General features: G+C 44.8%; 20 protein-coding genes and 2 tRNA genes. 2 read left to right on the forward strand and 20 right to left on the reverse strand.

All coding sequences use genetic code 11. The features are described 5' to 3' along the window. Nucleotides 1-28: 28 nt before the first annotated feature. From purC to dapA, 3 genes are read right to left on the reverse strand one after another with little or no spacing between them, the layout of a single operon-like run. On the reverse strand, nt 29-745 hold the full coding sequence (purC, locus tag ACXAC1_RS18585) for a phosphoribosylaminoimidazolesuccinocarboxamide synthase (RefSeq protein ID WP_133559914.1): 717 nt from the start codon (nt 743-745) through the stop codon (nt 29-31). A gap of 36 nt (nt 746-781) precedes the next feature. Beyond that, nucleotides 782-1,879 (reverse strand): hypothetical protein, encoded by a 1,098-nt coding sequence (locus ACXAC1_RS18590; protein ID WP_475063451.1) that lies wholly within the window; start codon nt 1,877-1,879, stop codon nt 782-784. Beyond that, the gene (dapA, locus tag ACXAC1_RS18595) at nt 1,879-2,757 is read right to left on the reverse strand and encodes a 4-hydroxy-tetrahydrodipicolinate synthase (RefSeq protein WP_475063453.1); all 879 of its coding nucleotides are present in this window, start codon (nt 2,755-2,757) and stop codon (nt 1,879-1,881) included. The genes ACXAC1_RS18590 and dapA overlap by 1 nt, the downstream gene beginning before the upstream one ends. A 173-nt stretch (nt 2,758-2,930) precedes the next feature. Between dapA and bcp the strand changes: the two genes are divergently transcribed. Next, complete coding sequence (bcp, locus tag ACXAC1_RS18600) at nt 2,931-3,377, forward strand: thioredoxin-dependent thiol peroxidase (protein WP_475063455.1); 447 nt, start codon at nt 2,931-2,933, stop codon at nt 3,375-3,377. A 49-nt stretch (nt 3,378-3,426) separates the two neighbouring features. Here the strand turns inward: bcp and ACXAC1_RS18605 are convergent, their stop codons facing one another. Further along, the gene (locus tag ACXAC1_RS18605; RefSeq protein WP_475063457.1) at nt 3,427-4,512 is read right to left on the reverse strand and encodes an AI-2E family transporter; all 1,086 of its coding nucleotides are present in this window, start codon (nt 4,510-4,512) and stop codon (nt 3,427-3,429) included. A 3-nt stretch (nt 4,513-4,515) separates the two neighbouring features. Continuing rightward, nucleotides 4,516-4,761, reverse strand: coding sequence for a sulfurtransferase TusA family protein (locus tag ACXAC1_RS18610; protein ID WP_133559919.1), 246 nt, complete (start codon nt 4,759-4,761; stop codon nt 4,516-4,518). Between the two features lie 30 nt (nt 4,762-4,791). On the opposite strand from ACXAC1_RS18610, the gene ACXAC1_RS18615 reads away from it, so the two are divergent. Continuing rightward, nucleotides 4,792-6,207, forward strand: a complete 1,416-nt coding sequence (locus tag ACXAC1_RS18615; RefSeq protein ID WP_475063459.1) for a M48 family metallopeptidase — start codon at nt 4,792-4,794, stop codon at nt 6,205-6,207. 57 nt (nt 6,208-6,264) lie between these two features. On the opposite strand, the gene nadA is transcribed toward ACXAC1_RS18615, so the two are convergent. From nadA to cysN, 15 genes are all read right to left on the reverse strand, one after another. Beyond that, nucleotides 6,265-7,314 (reverse strand): quinolinate synthase NadA, encoded by a 1,050-nt coding sequence (gene nadA, locus ACXAC1_RS18620; RefSeq protein ID WP_417553848.1) that lies wholly within the window; start codon nt 7,312-7,314, stop codon nt 6,265-6,267. A gap of 36 nt (nt 7,315-7,350) precedes the next feature. Further along, nucleotides 7,351-7,426 (reverse strand) — tRNA-Lys (locus ACXAC1_RS18625). Between the two features lie 23 nt (nt 7,427-7,449). Then, a tRNA-Lys gene (locus ACXAC1_RS18630) sits at nt 7,450-7,525 on the reverse strand. Nucleotides 7,526-7,568: 43 nt separating this feature from the next. Continuing rightward, complete coding sequence (gene ybgF, locus ACXAC1_RS18635; RefSeq protein WP_475063461.1) at nt 7,569-8,570, reverse strand: tol-pal system protein YbgF; 1,002 nt, start codon at nt 8,568-8,570, stop codon at nt 7,569-7,571. A 44-nt stretch (nt 8,571-8,614) separates the two neighbouring features. Beyond that, nucleotides 8,615-9,169, reverse strand: a complete 555-nt coding sequence (pal, locus tag ACXAC1_RS18640) for a peptidoglycan-associated lipoprotein Pal (RefSeq protein WP_475063463.1) — start codon at nt 9,167-9,169, stop codon at nt 8,615-8,617. A 23-nt stretch (nt 9,170-9,192) separates the two neighbouring features. Then, the gene (gene tolB, locus ACXAC1_RS18645; RefSeq protein ID WP_475063465.1) at nt 9,193-10,491 is read right to left on the reverse strand and encodes a Tol-Pal system beta propeller repeat protein TolB; all 1,299 of its coding nucleotides are present in this window, start codon (nt 10,489-10,491) and stop codon (nt 9,193-9,195) included. After that, nucleotides 10,491-11,477, reverse strand: a complete 987-nt coding sequence (gene tolA / locus ACXAC1_RS18650; protein WP_475063467.1) for a cell envelope integrity protein TolA — start codon at nt 11,475-11,477, stop codon at nt 10,491-10,493. The genes tolB and tolA overlap by 1 nt, the downstream gene beginning before the upstream one ends. 3 nt (nt 11,478-11,480) lie before the next feature. Beyond that, on the reverse strand, nt 11,481-11,903 hold the full coding sequence (gene tolR, locus ACXAC1_RS18655; protein WP_475063469.1) for a protein TolR: 423 nt from the start codon (nt 11,901-11,903) through the stop codon (nt 11,481-11,483). Nucleotides 11,904-11,905: 2 nt separating this feature from the next. Next, entirely contained in the window at nt 11,906-12,580 is a 675-nt protein-coding gene (gene tolQ / locus ACXAC1_RS18660; RefSeq protein WP_475063471.1) for a protein TolQ, read from the reverse strand. 14 nt (nt 12,581-12,594) lie between these two features. Beyond that, a complete protein-coding gene (ruvB, locus tag ACXAC1_RS18665) occupies nt 12,595-13,608 on the reverse strand; it encodes a Holliday junction branch migration DNA helicase RuvB (RefSeq protein ID WP_475063473.1) in 1,014 nt (337 codons plus the stop codon). A gap of 3 nt (nt 13,609-13,611) precedes the next feature. Beyond that, complete coding sequence (ruvA, locus tag ACXAC1_RS18670; protein WP_475063475.1) at nt 13,612-14,211, reverse strand: Holliday junction branch migration protein RuvA; 600 nt, start codon at nt 14,209-14,211, stop codon at nt 13,612-13,614. Next, the gene (gene ruvC / locus ACXAC1_RS18675; RefSeq protein ID WP_475063862.1) at nt 14,211-14,759 is read right to left on the reverse strand and encodes a crossover junction endodeoxyribonuclease RuvC; all 549 of its coding nucleotides are present in this window, start codon (nt 14,757-14,759) and stop codon (nt 14,211-14,213) included. The genes ruvA and ruvC overlap by 1 nt, the downstream gene beginning before the upstream one ends. A 129-nt stretch (nt 14,760-14,888) precedes the next feature. Then, nucleotides 14,889-16,658: an aspartate--tRNA ligase gene (aspS, locus tag ACXAC1_RS18680; protein ID WP_475063477.1), complete on the reverse strand. Its 1,770-nt coding sequence runs from the start codon at nt 16,656-16,658 to the stop codon at nt 14,889-14,891. A gap of 164 nt (nt 16,659-16,822) precedes the next feature. Further along, complete coding sequence (locus tag ACXAC1_RS18685) at nt 16,823-17,308, reverse strand: GreA/GreB family elongation factor (RefSeq protein ID WP_475063479.1); 486 nt, start codon at nt 17,306-17,308, stop codon at nt 16,823-16,825. Between the two features lie 64 nt (nt 17,309-17,372). Beyond that, the gene (gene cysN / locus ACXAC1_RS18690; protein ID WP_475063480.1) at nt 17,373-18,986 is read right to left on the reverse strand and encodes a sulfate adenylyltransferase subunit CysN; all 1,614 of its coding nucleotides are present in this window, start codon (nt 18,984-18,986) and stop codon (nt 17,373-17,375) included. Nucleotides 18,987-18,996 lie beyond the last annotated feature (10 nt).

The following is an 18,996-nucleotide window of genomic DNA, read 5'->3' on the forward strand; positions in this document are numbered from 1 at the left end:
TAAAGCCCCTTCTTGTGATCAGCGTATATTAAGCATCAAAATCGATGCCAATACGACGACCTACATCTTCGTAGGCTTCAATCACACCACCAAGACCTTGGCGGAAGCGATCTTTGTCTAGTTTTTCTTTTGTCTTCGCATCCCACAAACGACAACCGTCTGGAGAGAACTCATCACCAAGTACCACTTCACCTTTGAATAGACCAAACTCAAGTTTGTAATCTACTAGGATCATGCCACCTTCCGCAAACAATGCTTTCAGCACATCGTTTACTTTGTAGGTTAGCTCTTTTGCTTTCGCTAGATGTTCGGCTTTCGCCCAACCAAATGATTCAACGTGAGATTCGTTGATCATAGGATCACCTAAAGCGTCATTCTTAAGGAACAATTCAAAAGTAGGAGGTGTAAGCTCCTGTCCCTCTTCGACGCCTAAGCGACGACATAAGCTACCAGCTGCTACGTTACGAACTACACACTCTACTGGCATCATATCTAAGCATTTAACCAAAGACTCGGTGTCGCTAAGCAGTGCTTCAAAGTGAGTAGGAATGCCAGCTTCTTCTAGTTTACTCATAATAAAGGCATTAAATTTATTATTTACCATGCCTTTACGGTCTAGCTGCTCAACTTTCTTACCGTCGAACGCAGAAGTGTCGTTACGGAATACCAGAACCATTTTATCAGGATCATCGGTACGAAATACCGATTTTGCCTTGCCTGCATATAGCTCTTGTCGTTTTTCCATGTGGAGAATCTCCAATTAATACTGTGAGGGGATTAATTACTTCGCCAGTAGCGAAAGGATGCGGTATGACGTCAGTGCGGGGTTATCCGTAGCAGACGTATCAACCGTTAAAAAGTAGCCTTCCTGTTGACGAATCAAGTGATACGGATAGCTACGTTCCGTCCATGGCACATCGTCAAGATTGCGACGACGTACTTTAAAAAGAATCACATCTTTATTTTCCGCAAGTGCACCTAGAGGCACTTTAAAATCAACAATATCGCCTACTTTTGCCAATTCGTTTTGCGGAACTAATGCCAGCTCTTTAGGCATGTCATTAGTGATGTGAATACCAGGAGTTGAACGGATGTACTGATCAACTGAAGCGGCATCCGCCTCTTTGCCTAAGTACAGCGCCAACTTATCGTCTCGATTGGTCCAAATGCGAGATTTTAGCACTGGTTCTTTGCTTTGGTTGGACAAAAGCACTGTTTCGACCGTTAAATCTCGTGACATATGAGACCATGCATTCACCATTTGTGAAGCAATAGTTTCATTTAATGTTAGATCGACGTTTTCTTCACGACCATCCGCGTCAATAGCAACAACCGAAACGCTGACATCAACAGTTGCACTCTGCTGAGCAAAGTTCGCTGTCACTCGATATTGAGTCGGCTTTAATCGTGTAATGCTGCTCCACAATTTCGCCAAGCTTCCTTGGCTATCAAGCTGAATAGGTGCACTGACCAGCTGCGCATCACTCACGGCATTAAACACAACTTCCTCGCCACTTAGGGACGAGAAGTAGTCCGTAATCAGTTTCTTAGACTGCTCAAGCGAAGCTGGAATTTGATAAGTCACTTGGTACTGACCAAATACCATCGGCACGTAGGCCATAGATAAAAAAGGTTTCGGAGCTCTAGGAGCTTCAAATTCACCTGTTGCATTTAAAGCTGCCACACGATCTTCATTAGGAATGATCATTTTATCTGAAATATCGTATCGGCCTGCAGGTAACTCCAACTCAACATCGCTGCTTTCTGCTGTTTGATAATCTAAACCATGATCTGTGACCAGATTAGAACAGCCAGATAAAACAACGACTGAAAATAAACCACCTAAAACTAACTGAGTTTTTTTCTGCTTAATGGGCATTATTTAGATACTCCAGCGGCCTCAAGAGCTGCAGAAACTTCTGCAAAATACTGCTCTGAAAGCGGTGTGAGTGGGAGTCGAATAGCGTTATCACATAAACCTAATTGCGCCGCAGCCCATTTAACCGGAATAGGATTCGGCTCTACAAATAGTGACTTGTGTAAACCTTTGATTCCGGCATCAACCTCATGCGCTGCTTCAGCATCGCCAACGATGGCAAGCTCTGCGGCTTTTGCAACTTGTGAAGGGGCAACGTTAGCTGTAACGGAAATATTACCTTTACCGCCCAACAACATTAAACCCACAGCCGTTGGATCATCGCCAGAATATACTGCAAACGTTTCTGGTACGGCATTGATCAGCTCTTTTGCTCGCTCTAAGTCGCCAGTAGCATCTTTAATCCCTATGATGTTAGGAATAGATGTTAAACGTAGAACCGTCTCATTACTCATATCACAAGCTGTACGACCTGGAACGTTGTACAGAATTTGAGGAATGTCGACAGCTTCAGCAATGGCTTTAAAGTGCAAGAACAAGCCTTCTTGAGTTGGGCGATTGTAGTATGGCACCACTAACAGACAAGCGTCCGCACCCGCTTCCTTTGCTCGCTGTGTAAGATCAATGGCCTCGTGCGTAGAGTTTGCACCTGTACCAGCAATGACAGGAATTCTACCATTCACTTTCTGGACCACTTGGCGAATCAAATTCGCATGTTCATCATAAGTCAATGTGGCGGATTCGCCTGTTGTTCCCACCGCAACAATGCCGTGTGTACCGGCTGCAACATGGTACTCTACAAGTTCATCTAGCTTTTGCTTATCGATGCTGCCATCGGACTTCATTGGTGTGATAAGCGCCACTAAACTTCCAGTAATCATTCCTACATCTCCACATTGATTTAAGCGTGCATAGTCTACCGCTCACGTACCCCCTATACAACACAACAAGAAGGCAATATTTAGTCCTTACACGTTATCAAGTACACTTAGCATCCAATTTGACACTTCAATACGTAAGAGTGCCAAACATAAACATGATAATGGAGCCAAAAATGAGCTTAACAATTGGACAAGAAGCACCTGATTTCACTTCAAAAGACCAACATGGCAACCCTATCACGCTGAGTGAATTTCGTGGAAAAAAAGTCGTACTTTACTTCTATCCAAAAGATTCCACGCCTGGCTGTACGGCGCAAGCATGCAACCTACGTGATCACCACCAAGAGCTAACAGATGCTGGATATGTGGTACTAGGTATCAGCCCTGACAGCGAAAAGCGCCATCAAAACTTTATTAATAAAAACGAGCTTCCATTCACTCTCATCTCGGATGAAGACAAATCCGTTCACGAGTTGTACGACACTTGGCAGCTTAAGAAGTTTATGGGCAAAGAATACATGGGCACAGTGCGAACCACCTTTATCATTGATGAGCAAGGCAAAATTGAGAACATCATTGAGAAAGTCAAAACAAAAGACCATACCGCACAGATCCTGTAACGATCAGCATCACAACAAAAAGCCCAGTCAAAGGACTGGGCTTTTTTAATTAATCCTTAGCAGGCTTCCCAACCAGGAGCTGCTGATCATGAACCCTGGGCCAAGCGTTTATAATAGCTTTCACTAATGTTGCCAGCGGTATCGCGAAAAACACGCCCCAAAACCCCCAAATCCCACCGAAAAAGAGCACAGCAATAATAATTGCCAAAGGATGTAAATTTACCGCCTCAGAAAACAGTAGTGGAACCAAAACATTGCCATCAAGAGCCTGCACAACAAGGTAGGCAACAAACACATACCAAAACTCATTTGCAGCACCAAACTGATAAAACGCAACCAATACAACAGGTATCGTTACCGCCGCTGCACCAATGTATGGAATCAGCACAGATAACCCTACTAGCAAGGCCAACAAAGCGGAATAACGCAGATCAAAAAACCAAAAAACAATAAAGGTAACCACACCCACTACAATCATCTCGATCACCTTGCCGCGAATATAATTAGCAATTTGATCATTCATTTCATGGGAAATATCGCGAATCATTTGTCTCTCTTTGGGCAACCAAGATGTCATGTATGACATGATCTGACGCTGATCCTTTAGCAAGAAAAACATCACCAAAGGAACCAGCACTAAGTACAGCATCAAAGAAAACAGTAAAGGAATACTGGTTAAAGAGTAAGACAATAACCATTGGCCAACGGTTGCCGCTTCAGCAGCCAGAACATTTACCACTTCATCGACGGCCGCTTGGCTAACATAAGCAGAATGTTCCTGCGCTAACGCTTGAACAAAGCCCTGCAAATCCGAAAACATTCTCGGCAAATCATTAACGAAGCGAACTGCCTGTCGCCAGATAATCGGCACCATCACCCCGATGAAAGCACCACAAACTGTCACAAAGCTCACAAAAACGAGGCTAACGGCTAAATTGTGACTCAAGCCCAGCTTCTTACATCGACCAATAAGCCCTTGCAGCAAAAACGCAAATACCACCGCAATGAAAACAGGCGCTAGGATCCCCCCCCAGAACGCCACCACTAACAGCGTTGAAATGAGCAGCAGGATAAAGATTACGACTTCTTCGTTACTTAAATAACGAGTCATTAGGTTATCTAGTATGCGAATCATTAATTACAGCTCTCGTTTACATGTCACAAAGAAAAAAGTTCCCTCTAGCTCACCTTGCTGGAGTAAGGGTAACCCCACTAATGAAAGAAAATGCGGTATATCTCGCAGCGAGCCCGAGTCAGTGGCATAAACACATATCGTTTCACCTTCGGACATTTTCGCCAATGCAAGCTTCAACTTAAGTAAAGGCATTGGACATCGCTCTTCTTTTGCATCTAGGATTACGTCATACTGCTTTTCATCTAGCATTTTTGATCCCGCTTTTGAACTCAGGCCACTATGAGACATTTTTTTTTACAAATCAGCAAGCTACTTATCTCACTTTGCTTACTTTCACTGTCAATATCCAGCATTGCAGAGCAAAATGAACTCCCTGATTTAGCCCGCTACGAGAATGAGAGAAGCCTCTCCAATCCAAGCTATATACTAGGACAGTATTGGTTTAGGAAGCTAAATGGAAGCCCTGGACTTATAGAGTTTCCACCTGCTTACAACTACCTTAGAGAGGCCATATCAACCCTTGTTCCTCACACTGGCATGAACAACAAAACAATAGATTTTGCTATCTTAAACAGCTCGCAAACAAATGCTTTTGTAATACCAGGCAACCACCTTTTCATCTACTCCGATATCCTCAAACTTATTAATACCGAAAGCTCTTTCATGGGACTCTTGGCCCATGAAATCTCTCACTTGGAATTGCACCATTATCAGCGCTCTGTTGAAAACCAGAAAAACGAGCAAGCCAAAGCACTGCTATTGATGTTAGCAGGCGTTGCTACAGCCGCAGCTGGTGATGGAGAGACCACCTCTGCCTTGTGGCTAGGAGGCATGGCAAACCAAGCGGAGAATATGCTTCGACATTCGCGTGAACATGAGCAGGAAGCCGACAGAAGAGGTCGAGAATTGCTTGAGCAGAGTGGCCAATCTACCATTGGCATGAATGATCTTTTAGCCGGATTACAAAAACAAGCCATGGGGAGCCAGCGCATTGAATTCCTCTCCACCCACCCACTACCTCAGAGTCGCCTTAGTGACAGCCTTACTGCCCAACAGCAAACATCTATACTTTATCAACCATCATCAGAGGAGTTTCGCTTTTTTAGGGCAACACTATTAGCTTATCGCGCCACGCTGGAGGGTAATGGATATCAGGAGTTCATAGACAGAAACATTCGCTCCAATGACGAGCAACATTTTGCTTTAGCTCTCGCGGAGCTATTAATGCACTACGAGCAGCGCGCTGAAGAAAACATAAGAAAAGTTAACACTTCAAATGAGTTTGTTGATTACTTAAACAGTTTGATCTTGCTAAGCACAAATCAAATATCTCAAGCGCAAGAAGTAATAAACAAACGTTTACTACTTGCCCCCAACAATTTGAGCTTTATCTATTTAGCGGGACAGCTTAGCACCAATGGCCAATACCTAAAAATGGACCAAGACAGCTTAAGCTATGAAAAAAGAATGGCGTTGCGACATAACATCGCTTTGGCTCGGAAGAACAATAATTCATCTTATGCCCTATACAGTCACGCACTTTTGCAATATGAACTAGGCCAAGACAAGCCTGCCTTGCACCTCATAAATCGTGCTTTGAAACAAAGCGATGGCATTCAAAAAGCCGAAATCCAAGAGACCCTAAATAGACTTGAAACAATCCAAGAGTCACAAAAGAGCCAACGATTAGACTAGACACAAAAAAAAGCAGCCAAATGGCTGCTTTCTTATGTAAACCAGTACAAAGGCACTTTAAGAAGACTTTTTAAAGTCCAGCATACGCTGCAAAGGAATCAGGCCTTTAACTCGTACCTGCTCATCAACAAAGATCTCACCCGTACCATCACGCAGAGCATCTCGCAAAAGCTCCAATGAATTCAGAGCCATCCAAGGACAGTGCGCACAACTACGACAAGTAGCACCTGAGCCAGCAGTAGGGGCCTCTACGAAGCGCTTTTCAGGTGAAGCCTGCTTCATCTTGTAAAAAATGCCGCGGTCAGTCGCCACAATAAAAGTCTGGTTAGGAAGTTCTTTACTTGCCTTTAATAACTGCGAAGTGGATCCGACCACATCTGCGATTTCAACGACCGATTCAGGAGACTCCGGGTGCACTAGCACAGCGGCATCAGGATATATGGCTTTAAGGTCATGAATCCCCTTCGCCTTAAACTCCTCATGCACAATACAAGCCCCATCCCACAACAGAACGTCTGCACCAGTTTGAGACTGAACATAACGCCCTAAATGCTGATCAGGAGCCCAGATTATTTTTTCACCTTGGTCACTTAAGTGCTGGACAACATCCAATGCAATGGCTGAAGTCACCACCCAATCAGCACGCGCTTTAACTGCCGCAGAGGTATTAGCATAAACAACAACCGTCCGATCAGGGTGCTCATCGCAAAACTTAGAAAACTCTTCTTCCGGGCAACCAATATCTAACGAACATGTTGCTTCTAGGGTCGGCATCAATACTGTTTTTTCTGGGCTGAGTATTTTAGATGTTTCACCCATAAATTTAACGCCAGCAACGACCAGCGTTTTAGCTGGGTGCTCGGCACCAAATCGAGCCATTTCTAGAGAGTCAGCAATAACGCCACCGGTTTCTTCTGCTAGCTCTTGAATTGCATCTTCGGTGTAATAATGCGCTACCAGAACGGCATCTTTTTCTTTCAGAAGCGCCTTGATTTCGTCTCGCAAATCCTGGTTATCAACCACAGGCTTTTTCAGAGATTCTTCTGCTTCAGATAGATACTTCTGAACTGTGTCGCGTAATGCTACTTTGTCAACTAATTCAGACATTTGAAAACCCCTTAGAAATGGGCAATGTTGGAGTGATGGTGGGTCGTACTGGATTCGAACCAGTGACCAATTGATTAAAAGTCAACTGCTCTACCAACTGAGCTAACGACCCATTATCACTAAACAAGGAAGAGTTGGTGGGTCGTACTGGATTCGAACCAGTGACCAATTGATTAAAAGTCAACTGCTCTACCAACTGAGCTAACGACCCAACGGGCGCGTATAATACAGTGGTCACTGGATAATGCAAGTAATTATCTAAAAATTTCACCAGTCATAGCATTTAGATAGATTCTTTCATCAACAGTATAGAACTTTGGCTTTGTCTCCCCTGAGGCACAGTAGGTAAAATAAACAGGCTCATTAGTGTATGTTGTTGTTGATTTTATCCAACCACCCGCCTCATTAAAGTCATCAAGAGAAAGATTGCAAGTTCCATTATCAATTAGCGATTGAGAAGCTTTAAGGAAAGCATCCTTGTATTTAATATAATCGTCAGATGATGAAATAGCAGACTCAAGGCTCGAAGTTGTCATCGATTTTGACAAGTTGTTAGCGGCAAGCTTCGCAGCATTAGAGTTAGGAAAGTTAACAATTACTTTTTTGAACGACTCATTGGCCAAGCTTTGATTACCTAATAGATCATTCACAATGCCAAGTTTATAAATGGCATCTGGTACTTTTGAATGTCCTGCAAATGAATCTTGCACCGTATTAAATTGCACAAGCGCTTCACCTTGATTGCCTAAAGCAAGCGCAAGCTCGCCCAACCAATAATGAGCATTTCCAGTTAGAGTGTTATTCGGGAATTTCGAGACATAGCGCCGATACGCAGCTTGCGCCTCTTCGAATTTTTTATTGCGTATTAATTCATAGGCAGAATTGTAAGCCGCACGCGCCTCAGGGCTAGGCTCTTCTAATTGCACAGGCCGTACTGGAGCTGTTTGTAGTGTAGACGAAGAAGCTGGAGTTACTGATGAGGATGAAACAGCAGAACCTACTTCACTTCCACCGGCTGAAGGTTGTGTTGACATACGACTTTGCGAAGTAACCAAGCCAGAAACACGCTTATCCAAATCAATATAACGATCTTTGGATAATGACTTCAGCTTATTCAACTCATATTGCTGCTGCTCCACTTGACCACGCAACTGAGAAACCTCTTGCTGGAGCGTTTCAAGTTGATACAACAGATCTGCAGCAACATTCGGGGAAATACCATTTAGCGTATTCGCCGTTGCGATTGGTGCTGACAAAGCCAGCACCAATGCAGCGGAGCTTATCTTTAAACGAGAGCTCATTACTCGTAGCGAACCTCTACACGACGGTTAAGCTGCCATGATGAATTGTCGTGACCAAAAGCCACTGGCACTTCTTCACCATAACTAACTGTTTCAATCTGAGTTGCTGGAACACCTTGGATCGTAAGGTAACGCATAATAGCTTTAGCACGACGCTCACCCAAAGCCATGTTGTACTCACGAGTACCACGCTCATCAGCATGACCTTCTAGCACAATACGTGCACTTGGATTTTCCATTAGGAACTGAGCATGCTTAGCTAGCGCTTCACGCGCCTCAGGACGCACAACAGACTTGTCGAAATCAAAGTAGAAAACCGTCGCAACACCATCAAGTAAGTCTGCACTTGATTGAGCCGCCGCTTGATCATCAACAATAACACTGTTTAAAGAACCATCTTCGCCAGCAGCATAAGTTGAATCAGTTGTGCTCATATCTGCACCTTCTGTCGACATAGAAGACGTATCAGAATCAGATGCGGTCGTACTACAACCAGCCAACCAAGCTGCAGATAGACCAATTACTGCAAACTTACCTAGTTTTGTTACACTCATTATTAGCTCCTTAAAGTGCTTTTTTAATTAAAATAGGGAGACCAAGCAGGTTCACGCACATCTCCTTCCGCTGATGGTAGCCTATATTTGACAAGCCCATCAACTGAAACAACCGAAAGGATCCCCTTTCCTCGGTTTGATGTTGCGTACATCACCATACTACCATTTGGCGCGATGCTTGGTGATTCATCCAAGTAGGTTTCTGTTAGCACTTGCACTCGCCCCGTATTCATATCCTGCAAGGCAACATGATAGTTTCCATCATTCTTTTGGACCGTTACTAAATAACGGCCATCAGGCGTCAATCGAGCACGTGTATTCAGCTCACCCTCAAAAGTAACTCGCTCTACATTTTTAGTACGAACATCCAAACGGTAAATTTGAGGATTACCTCCCCGGTCAGAAGTAAAGATGATTCCTTGACCATCTGGCTCCCAGCTCGGCTCAGTGTCAATTGAGTAATGATTTGTCATTCGCTCAAGCTGACGAGTTGCTATATCTAATGTATAGATTTCCGGGTTGTTATCTTTAGACAACACTAATGCCAATTTACTTCCATCCGGGGACCAAGCCGGAGCACCGTTTAAGCCACGAAACTGAGTCAATTGCTGCTGCTTCCCAGTGGCAAGCTCTTGAATAAAAATGCTTGGTCGGCGATTTCTAAACATCACATAGGCGATCTTACGCCCATCACGACTCCAAGATGGAGATAAAATCGGCTCTTTAGAACTTACGATGACTTGTGGCCTATGACCGTCAGCATCAGCAACCTGCAACTTATACGTTGGAGCAGATTTACTACCCTCCGCTGTTACATAAAGAATGCGCGTACTAAATGCACCACGGATCCCTGTTAACTGTTCATAAACCTTATCGCTGATGAAATGCGCGGCATCTCGAAAGTTACTTGGTTTTACATCTAATGCCTCACGCTTGCCCACTCGAGCCTGAGTTAACACGTTTAATAACTCATAACTGACACGATAGGTCCCGTTACCATTGTTTGCTACATTACCAACCAAAACATAGTCAGCCTTAAGCAAACGCCAATCACGATAAAAGACATTTTCCGAAGTACTTGGCAAACTCAACATATTGGCACGTGGAATGGTTTCAAAAACACCACTTCGTTGCAGGTCAGCATCAACGATACCTGCAATATCTTCAGGTAGGGGCGAAGCACCAGAATAACCAAATGGCACCACAGCAATTGGCAACAATTGATCCGAACCACTCGTAATTTCAATCACCAGCTGAGCCCTAGCAGGGATCGCAGCAACTAAGCATGCCACCAAAAGGGCAAACACAATGTTTCTTTTCATCAGTTTCTCAAATCTTGTGGGTTAAACAATAAATCAACTTGTCTAAAGTTACGTTCAAATATGTAAGACTCTATATCAGCCAACTCTTCGATTCGTCCAACTTTGTATACAGCATCCACCGCATATTTATCAAACGTACCATTACCACTCCCTTTCAGCACTTGAACATCCGCCACTTCACCATTAGGTAAAAAATTAATACGCAAGAGTGTTTTCATACCATTGCGTGCACTAGGCGGGCGAATCCATGCATTGGTGATGCGTTGATTAATCAAGCCACTAATAGACTGAACCATCTTACCAGATTCCGCTTCACGTCTACGGGCCTCTTCCTCTGCAACCGCTTTTTGCACCGCTTCCTCTGCGCGCTTGCGCCGCTCAGCCTCTTGTCGCGCTTGCTCTTCAGCTCTACGCTTTCTTTCTAATTCAGCCGCTTTTTGACGCTCTAGTTCCTGCTGACGCTTGCGCTCAGCCTCTTGACGAGCTTTTTCTTCAGCCGCTTTCTTCTCTTTAGCAATACGCTGCTGACGAGCTTTTTCCTCTGCCGCTTGCTTTTCTTTTGCAATACGCTGCTGGCGAGCCTTTTCTTCAGCTGCCTTTTGCTTTTCTATCGCCGCCTTGCGCTCTGCCTCTGCTTTTTGTCGAGCCTGCTCTTGCTTCTGACGGGTGGCTTCAGCTTCTCGCTTCTGTTTTTCTAGAGCAGCCTTTTCAGCTTTGCGTTTAGCTTCTTCTTGGGCTTTTCTTTTTGCCTCTTGCTGCGCCTTTGCTGCGGCATCCGCCGCACGCCTCTCTTCTGCTTCACGCTGACCAATAACAGTATCGGATACATCAATGATGGTTGCATTAACAATAGGAGGTTGCTTTGGTGGCTCAGGGGCACTCTGAGTAAGCCCAGCTATTATTGCACCACCTACAAGCACAGCAACGTGTAAACCTACCGCTAATACCACAGGCAATGAATAGCTGTCTTTATCAGTAAACTTCATTGCTTACTCTGGCTCCGTTACCAAACCAACATTCGGCGCACCTGCCCCCTGAAGAGCAACCATTAAGCCAACAACTTGACCATAAGGAACGTTTTTATCACCACGAACCAGAATTGGAAGCCTTGGGTTCTGAGCAAGAACTTTTTGTACTCTTTCTTTTAAATCATTCAACGAAATAGCACTTTGCTCTCCACCTATATCAATGTAATAGCTTCCATTTTTATCGACTGAAGCTATCAGAACATCTGTATCGTCATTCTGAATAGGTGCTGCGTTCGCATTCGGTAACTCAACATCAACCCCTTGGGTCAACATCGGAGCAGTGATCATAAATATCACAAGTAGCACAAGCATAACATCAATGTAAGGGACTACATTTATTTCAGCTACAGGCTTGCGGCGTTTGATACGGCGTTTTGAAGGCATTGTTAATTCCCTTCGCGCACATGCACTTTACGGTAGAGCACACTGCTAAACTCGTTTGCAAAATTTTCATAGCTTGAAGCAAGCGAATCCGCAGTAGACGAGAAACGGTTATAGGCAACGACAGCGGGAATCGCAGCAGCCAAACCAATGGCCGTCGCAATGAGCGCTTCAGCGATACCGGGTGCAACGGTTGCCAACGTAGCTTGCTGCACCTCTGCCAACCCGATAAAAGCATGCATAATCCCCCAAACAGTACCAAAAAGACCGATGTAAGGACTAATTGAACCGACAGTCGCCAAAAAAGGTAAATGCTGATCTAAACGTTCTTCTTCACGATACAAGGCCACACGCATCGCACGATCAACACCCTCGATAATCGCATCCGCCTCAACCGTGCCATTCTGACGTAAGCGCGTAAACTCTTTGATTCCCGCAGCAAAGATATTTTCCATACCTTCAACCTTGCGCCCATCGACCGTTAGTTGGCGGTATAAATTACTCAGATCAATTCCAGACCAGAATTGATCTTCAAAGTTACGCCTCACTTTCTTGGCTCGGCCGAGCACTCGTTTTCGCTGAAAGATCACTACCCACGAAAAAACTGATGCAAGCAAAAGCGTTAACATCACCAACTGTACAACAAAGCTGGCATTTAAAATTAAGCCCCAAATGGACATGTGTTTAGATTCCTTTAGTCAAAATCTTTTGGTAACTGATAATCAAAGTGTTCGTAAGCACGCTTTGTTACTTGCCTTCCTCGCGGCGTACGAATCACAAAACCTTGCTGAATTAAGAACGGCTCGATGACATCCTCAATGGTATCTTTATCTTCTCCCACTGCTGCGGCAATACTATCTAGCCCCACCGGACGACCATCAAACTTTTCTATCATAGTCAACAACATACGTCGATCAAGATGATCAAAGCCTTGATCATCTACACTTAACATATCCAAGGCACGTTGAGCAACTTTTTGACCAACAACAACTTCACCATCGACTTGAGCAACATCGCGAACACGGCGCAACAATCGATTTGCAATACGCGGGGTACCACGAGATCGCCGCGCCACTTCAAAGCAACCCGAGTCATCTAAGTCGACGCCCAACTTAGAAGCTGAGCGCTTTACGATTGTAGTCAGAGATTGGACATCATAAAACTCCAAACGTTGCACGATTCCGAAACGATCGCGTAAAGGTGATGTAAGCAACCCAGCACGAGTGGTTGCACCTACTAAAGTAAACGGCGGTATATCAATTTTTATAGACCTAGCAGCCGGCCCTTCTCCTATCATAATATCAATCTGATAGTCTTCCATTGCCGGATATAACACTTCTTCTATAGCGGGACTGAGTCGATGAATTTCATCAATAAAAAGCACATCTCCTTCTTCAAGGTTAGTAAGCAGAGCAGCCAAATCTCCAGCGCGCTCCAACACAGGACCTGAAGTCGTTTTAATTTCCGCCCCCATCTCATTTGCGATTATATTCGCCAGAGTGGTCTTACCAAGCCCAGGAGGCCCAAATATTAACGAATGATCAAGGGGTTCCCCCCGCTGTCGAGCGGCCTGAATGAAAATATCCATCTGCTCTTTAACGACAGGTTGCCCAATATACTCTGCCAAGCTTTGTGGGCGGATCGCCCTATCCACCTGACCTTCACTACCTCTTACTTGAGGCGAAATTATTCGATCATGTTCAATCATAAACTACTTCAACATACTCTTAAGAGCCGCTTTGATTAATGTCTCACTATCAGAACTATCTTTAGGTAGCTTCGCAATAACACGAGCTGCCTCTTGCGGCTTATAACCCAGCGCAACTAACGCAGCTTCAGCTTCTTGACGCGGATCTGTTTGAACCTGAGCCACCACTGAACGCTCAGTAAAGAGATCCTGCTTGGCCGCCGTGCCAAGCTTATCGCGCAACTCAACGACTAAACGCTCAGCCGTTCGCTTACCAACACCTGGTATTTTCACCAAAGAGTCCACTTGTGACTCTTGAACCGCTAAAATCAACTCTGATGTTGACATGCTAGACAATACAGAAAGTGCCATTTTCGGACCTATTCCATTTACCTTAATGAGAATCTTAAACAAGGCCCGCTCATCTTTTGTCGCAAACCCATATAAAGACTGAGAATCTTCCTTGACCTGAAAATGCGTATGAAGCATTACACTTTGACCAACTGGAGGCAGCTCATAGATTGTGCTCATGGAAGCCATCACCTCATAGCCCACTCCATTCACATCAACCAACAATTCCGGTGGAGATTTCTCTATTAAAGTCCCAACAATTCGCCCAATCATTATTTAACCCTTAAATCTGATAACTGCCAACGTTTTGAAGTACGCCCCGCTCGCTTACCAACACCATATTCCAAACCATCTGAAGTGCGAGTATTTACATGACATAACGCTATGGCCAAAGCATCCGCAGCATCCGCCTGCGGCGTTGACTCAAGTTTTAGTAGCAGCTGAACCATCGCCTGAACCTGCTCTTTATCTGCGCTACCATTACCAACGACAGATTGCTTAACTCTTCGAGCGGCATATTCATAGACTGGCAAATCAGCCATTGCAGCAGCAACAATCGCAGCACCACGCGCCTGTCCAAGCTTCAAGGCGGAGTTAGCATTTTTCGCCAAAAAAACCTCTTCAATGGCAAATTCGTTTGGTCGAAATTCATCGATTACATCACTAACACACTCATAAATCCGCTTTAAACGAATCGCCAGATTTTCATCAGGCAAGCGGATACACCCACTAGTCACGTAATGAGTCTTCCCATTAATAAAATCCAACACCCCAAAGCCCGTTAACCGAGAGCCTGGGTCAATTGCTAAAATCCGAGCCAAAGCACACCCTAACAACAAGCCTAAAAACACTGTATATTCCAACAGGCTACGCAACACTTTGCAATCTAAAGCAATAAAAAAGGGCCAGCAAAGTGGCCCTTTTCAAATTCATGTAGCGGACTTGATCAATTATTCCGCAACAGGCTTACGCACACGAATGCTAAGCTCTTTAAGCTGCTTATCACTTACTTCACCCGGTGCTTGAGTCAATAGACACGTTGCACTCTGAGTTTTAGGGAAGGCAATAACATCACGGATAGAAGCAGAACCTGTCATAAGCATCACTAGACGATCAAGACCGAACGCTAGACCACCGTGCGGCGGCGCACCAAACTTAAGCGCATCAAGCAAGAAACCAAACTTCTCTTCTTGCTCTTCTTCAGAAATGTTTAGTAGCTCGAAAACTGTTTGCTGCATATCAGCTTGGTGAATACGGATCGAACCACCACCAAGCTCAGTACCATTAAGCACCATGTCATACGCTTGAGACAGAGCAGTAAGCGGGTTAGCTTTCAGATCTTCAGGCGAACATGAAGGCGCAGTAAATGGGTGGTGGATCGCAGTCACACCGCCATCAGGCGTCTCTTCGAACATTGGGAAGTCAACAACCCAAAGTGGAGCCCACTCGCAAGTGTACAGATCAAGATCCGCACCTAACTTGCAACGTAATGCACCTAACGCTTCGTTTACGATGCTTTCTTTGTCTGCACCGAAGAAAATCAAATCGCCGTCTTGCGCTTCAACGCGGTCTAGCAATGTTTGACGAACCTCGGTCGGCAAGAACTTAACGATTGGAGACTGAAGACCTTCTTCAAGATCAGACTTATCATTAACTTTAATGTAAGCCAGACCTTTAGCGCCGTAGATACCGACAAATTTCGTGTACTCGTCAATTTGTTTACGAGTAAGAGAATTGCCACCTGGCACTTTAAGGGCTGCAACACGACCTTTTGGATCTGACGCAGGACCAGAAAAGACCTTAAAGTCCACTTCAGTCATAAGATCAGAAACCGTTTCAATCGTTAGCGGGATACGTAGATCAGGCTTATCTGAACCGTATTTTTCCATCGCTTCAGAGAAAGGCATGCGTGGGAATGCACCCAAATCAACATCCTTCAACTCTTTGAATAGATTTGCAATCATACCTTCCGTCAGATTCATGATCTCTTCCTGACCTAGGAAAGAAGTCTCTAAGTCGATCTGAGTAAATTCTGGCTGGCGATCTGCACGAAGATCTTCATCACGGAAACATTTTGCAATTTGATAGTAACGATCAAAACCAGACACCATCAACAGCTGTTTGAACAATTGAGGTGACTGAGGAAGAGCAAAGAAACTACCTTGGTGCGTACGACTTGGAACCAAGTAGTCTCGCGCACCTTCAGGTGTGGCACGAGTCAAAATTGGCGTTTCAATGTCTAGGAAACCGTTTTCATCTAGGTAACGACGTAGTACAGACGTTACTTTTGAACGAAAACGCAATTTCTCCTGAATTTCAGGACGACGTAAATCAATGAAACGGTTCTTAAGGCGAATATCCTCACCAACCGTTTGATGATCATCAAGCTGGAATGGAGGTGTCGCAGCACGGTTAAGGATTTCAAGTTCATGACCCAGAACTTCAATCTCACCCGTTGTCATATTAGGGTTAACAGTACCTTCTGGACGAGCACGTACAAGTCCCTTGATCTCTACTACGAATTCACTACGGCAGCTATCCGCTAATGCAAAGCTTTCTGCACGATCTGGATCAAATACAACCTGAGTGATGCCTTCGCGGTCACGTAGATCCAAGAAAATAACACCACCGTGATCTCGACGGCGATGAACCCAACCGCTGAGAGTGACTTCTTCTGAAATATTTTTTGCTGTTAACTCGCCGCAATAATGGCTGCGCATAATTCCTATCCTATTACTGTCTCGCAAAGTTGCGAACGTACCGTTATTCACCCTGTTTTTCGCTAAAATTGATATAGATCGCTCTAAACAAGGAGGTATTAATCATTTAAGGCCCAGCATTATATGCCAAGCGCCTTTTACTCTCTAGGGTGAGATTCAAATTTCTAATCACGTGGCAGAAATATTTTTACAATTTCCGCCTCTTGATCGACGCCACGACTTTTCATCAAAATCTCGTCCCCCTCTTCTCGGCCAAGCAAAGACTTACCCAAGGGTGTTTGTGGTGTCACCAATAAAATCGAACTTTCCTGACACTCAAACTCACCGCCACCACAACACTGCAACAAGATAACAACCTTGCTCCAACCATCTTGACGCTCAACCCTGAACACTGATCCCAGTGTTATTTCATCACTGCCCGAAAAGGAGAGCTTTTTTAAATATGCCAAATCGGCCTCACACTCAGCCACACGAACAGATTGCCCATGAGCCAAGTAAGAATTCTCTAAACCAAAGGTGTCCCACTTTGTTTCTGCAACACTCTCTCTATCCGTTGCCGCAGAACGGGCTTGATTAGCCGCCTCTTTCGCGACTGCCACACGATGCTCAGCATAAGCAACCAGAGCCAAGTAGAGTTGATCTAACATCATTTTCTTCACAAACAAAAAAAGCCACTGTTAAACAGTGGCTTTTTATACACGATTTATCGACTAATTACAGACGTACAGTCGACAAAATTTGCTCTGCAACCTCTTCAAGGTTGCCATCGGTCAGCTCGATATCAGCAATCGCTGCATCCGCCACCACAACCACAACACCAGTTTGCTTAAGCAATTCCGCTTCAGAAACAGACGCATCAAGCTTAGCAAACGCAACCACACCTCGGCGCAATAAAGAGCGCTCAAGCTGCTGAGCATCCACTGCAGAGCCAGATGCTAAAGCAACCACAGCTGGTTTTTGACCTAGACGAGCTGCGCGCTCTTCTGCCGTAACCACAGCATCAGCATCCAAATCACCTACAGTCTCTTCAACCATACCCGCACCAACGGTTACGTTTGAAAGACGATCGATCACAATCAACGCACCCGTCAGAGGGCTAATCTGGTAACTATCGAATGCTACTGGCGCATCGAAGCTGATAACACAGTCAGCAATAACATTTAGCTCAACTTGGTCAACCTCAGTTTGCTCAAGCGTATTTACATCAACACGGTAGTTAATGTGATGTACTTTGCCTGGCACTGTTTGTGTTCCAAGCTTGAAGTTGTATAGCTTACCTGGCACCAAAGGCTGCTCAGACATCCACACAATTGAGGCACGAAGGTTTGAGCTAATTTCTGGCTCTTGCCCCGGATGTACAATCATGTCTCCACGACTGATATCAATCTCATCCTCAAGCGTCAAAGTGACTGCCTGCCCCTTCTTCGCCACTTCCAAATTGCCATCGTACGTTACGACCTCAGCAACTTTAGACTTTTTACCAGAAGGTAGCGCGACAATTTCGTCACCCGGTTTCACTTGACCTGCCGCGATGGTGCCAGCAAAACCACGGAAATCTAGGTTTGGACGGTTAACATACTGAACAGGGAATCGGAACGCATCGCTCTTCACGTCACGATTAATTTGAACCTGCTCTAAGATTTCCATTAATGGACCACCTTGATACCAAGGTGTTTGCTCAGATGCATTAACAACATTGTCACCATTAAGTGCAGACATTGGCACAAAGTACACATCTTCTGGCTTACGGTTACCAAGCTGCTCAATGAACTCTAAGTAATCCGCACGGATTTCGTTAAACTTCTCCTCAGAGAAGTCCACCAAGTCCATTTTGTTAACTGCTACAACAACGTGCTTAATACCAAGTAACGAAGCAATGTAACTATGACGACGCGTTTGCGTTTGTACGCCGTAACGAGCGTCGATCAAGATGATCGCCAGATCACAAGAAGAGGCACCTGTCGCCATGTTACGCGTGTACTGCTCATGCCCAGGCGTATCCGCAATGATGAACTTACGCTTCTCAGTAGAGAAGTAACGGTATGCCACGTCAATGGTGATACCTTGCTCACGCTCTGCTTGTAGACCATCTACAAGCAGCGCCAAATCCACTTCTTCGCCTTGTGTGCCAGATTTCTTACTGTCACGCTTAACGGCATCTAAGTGATCTTCATAAATCAACTTAGAGTCGTGAAGCAAGCGGCCGATTAGCGTACTCTTACCATCATCTACGTTGCCGCAGGTTAGAAGACGAAGCAAGTCTTTTTCTTCATGCTGTTTTAGGTAGCCAAGGATATCTTGACTTATCAATTCTGATTGATGAGACATTCTTACAACT

The sequence above is a fragment of the Marinomonas sp. AWM4_232 genome (genome assembly GCF_056158325.1).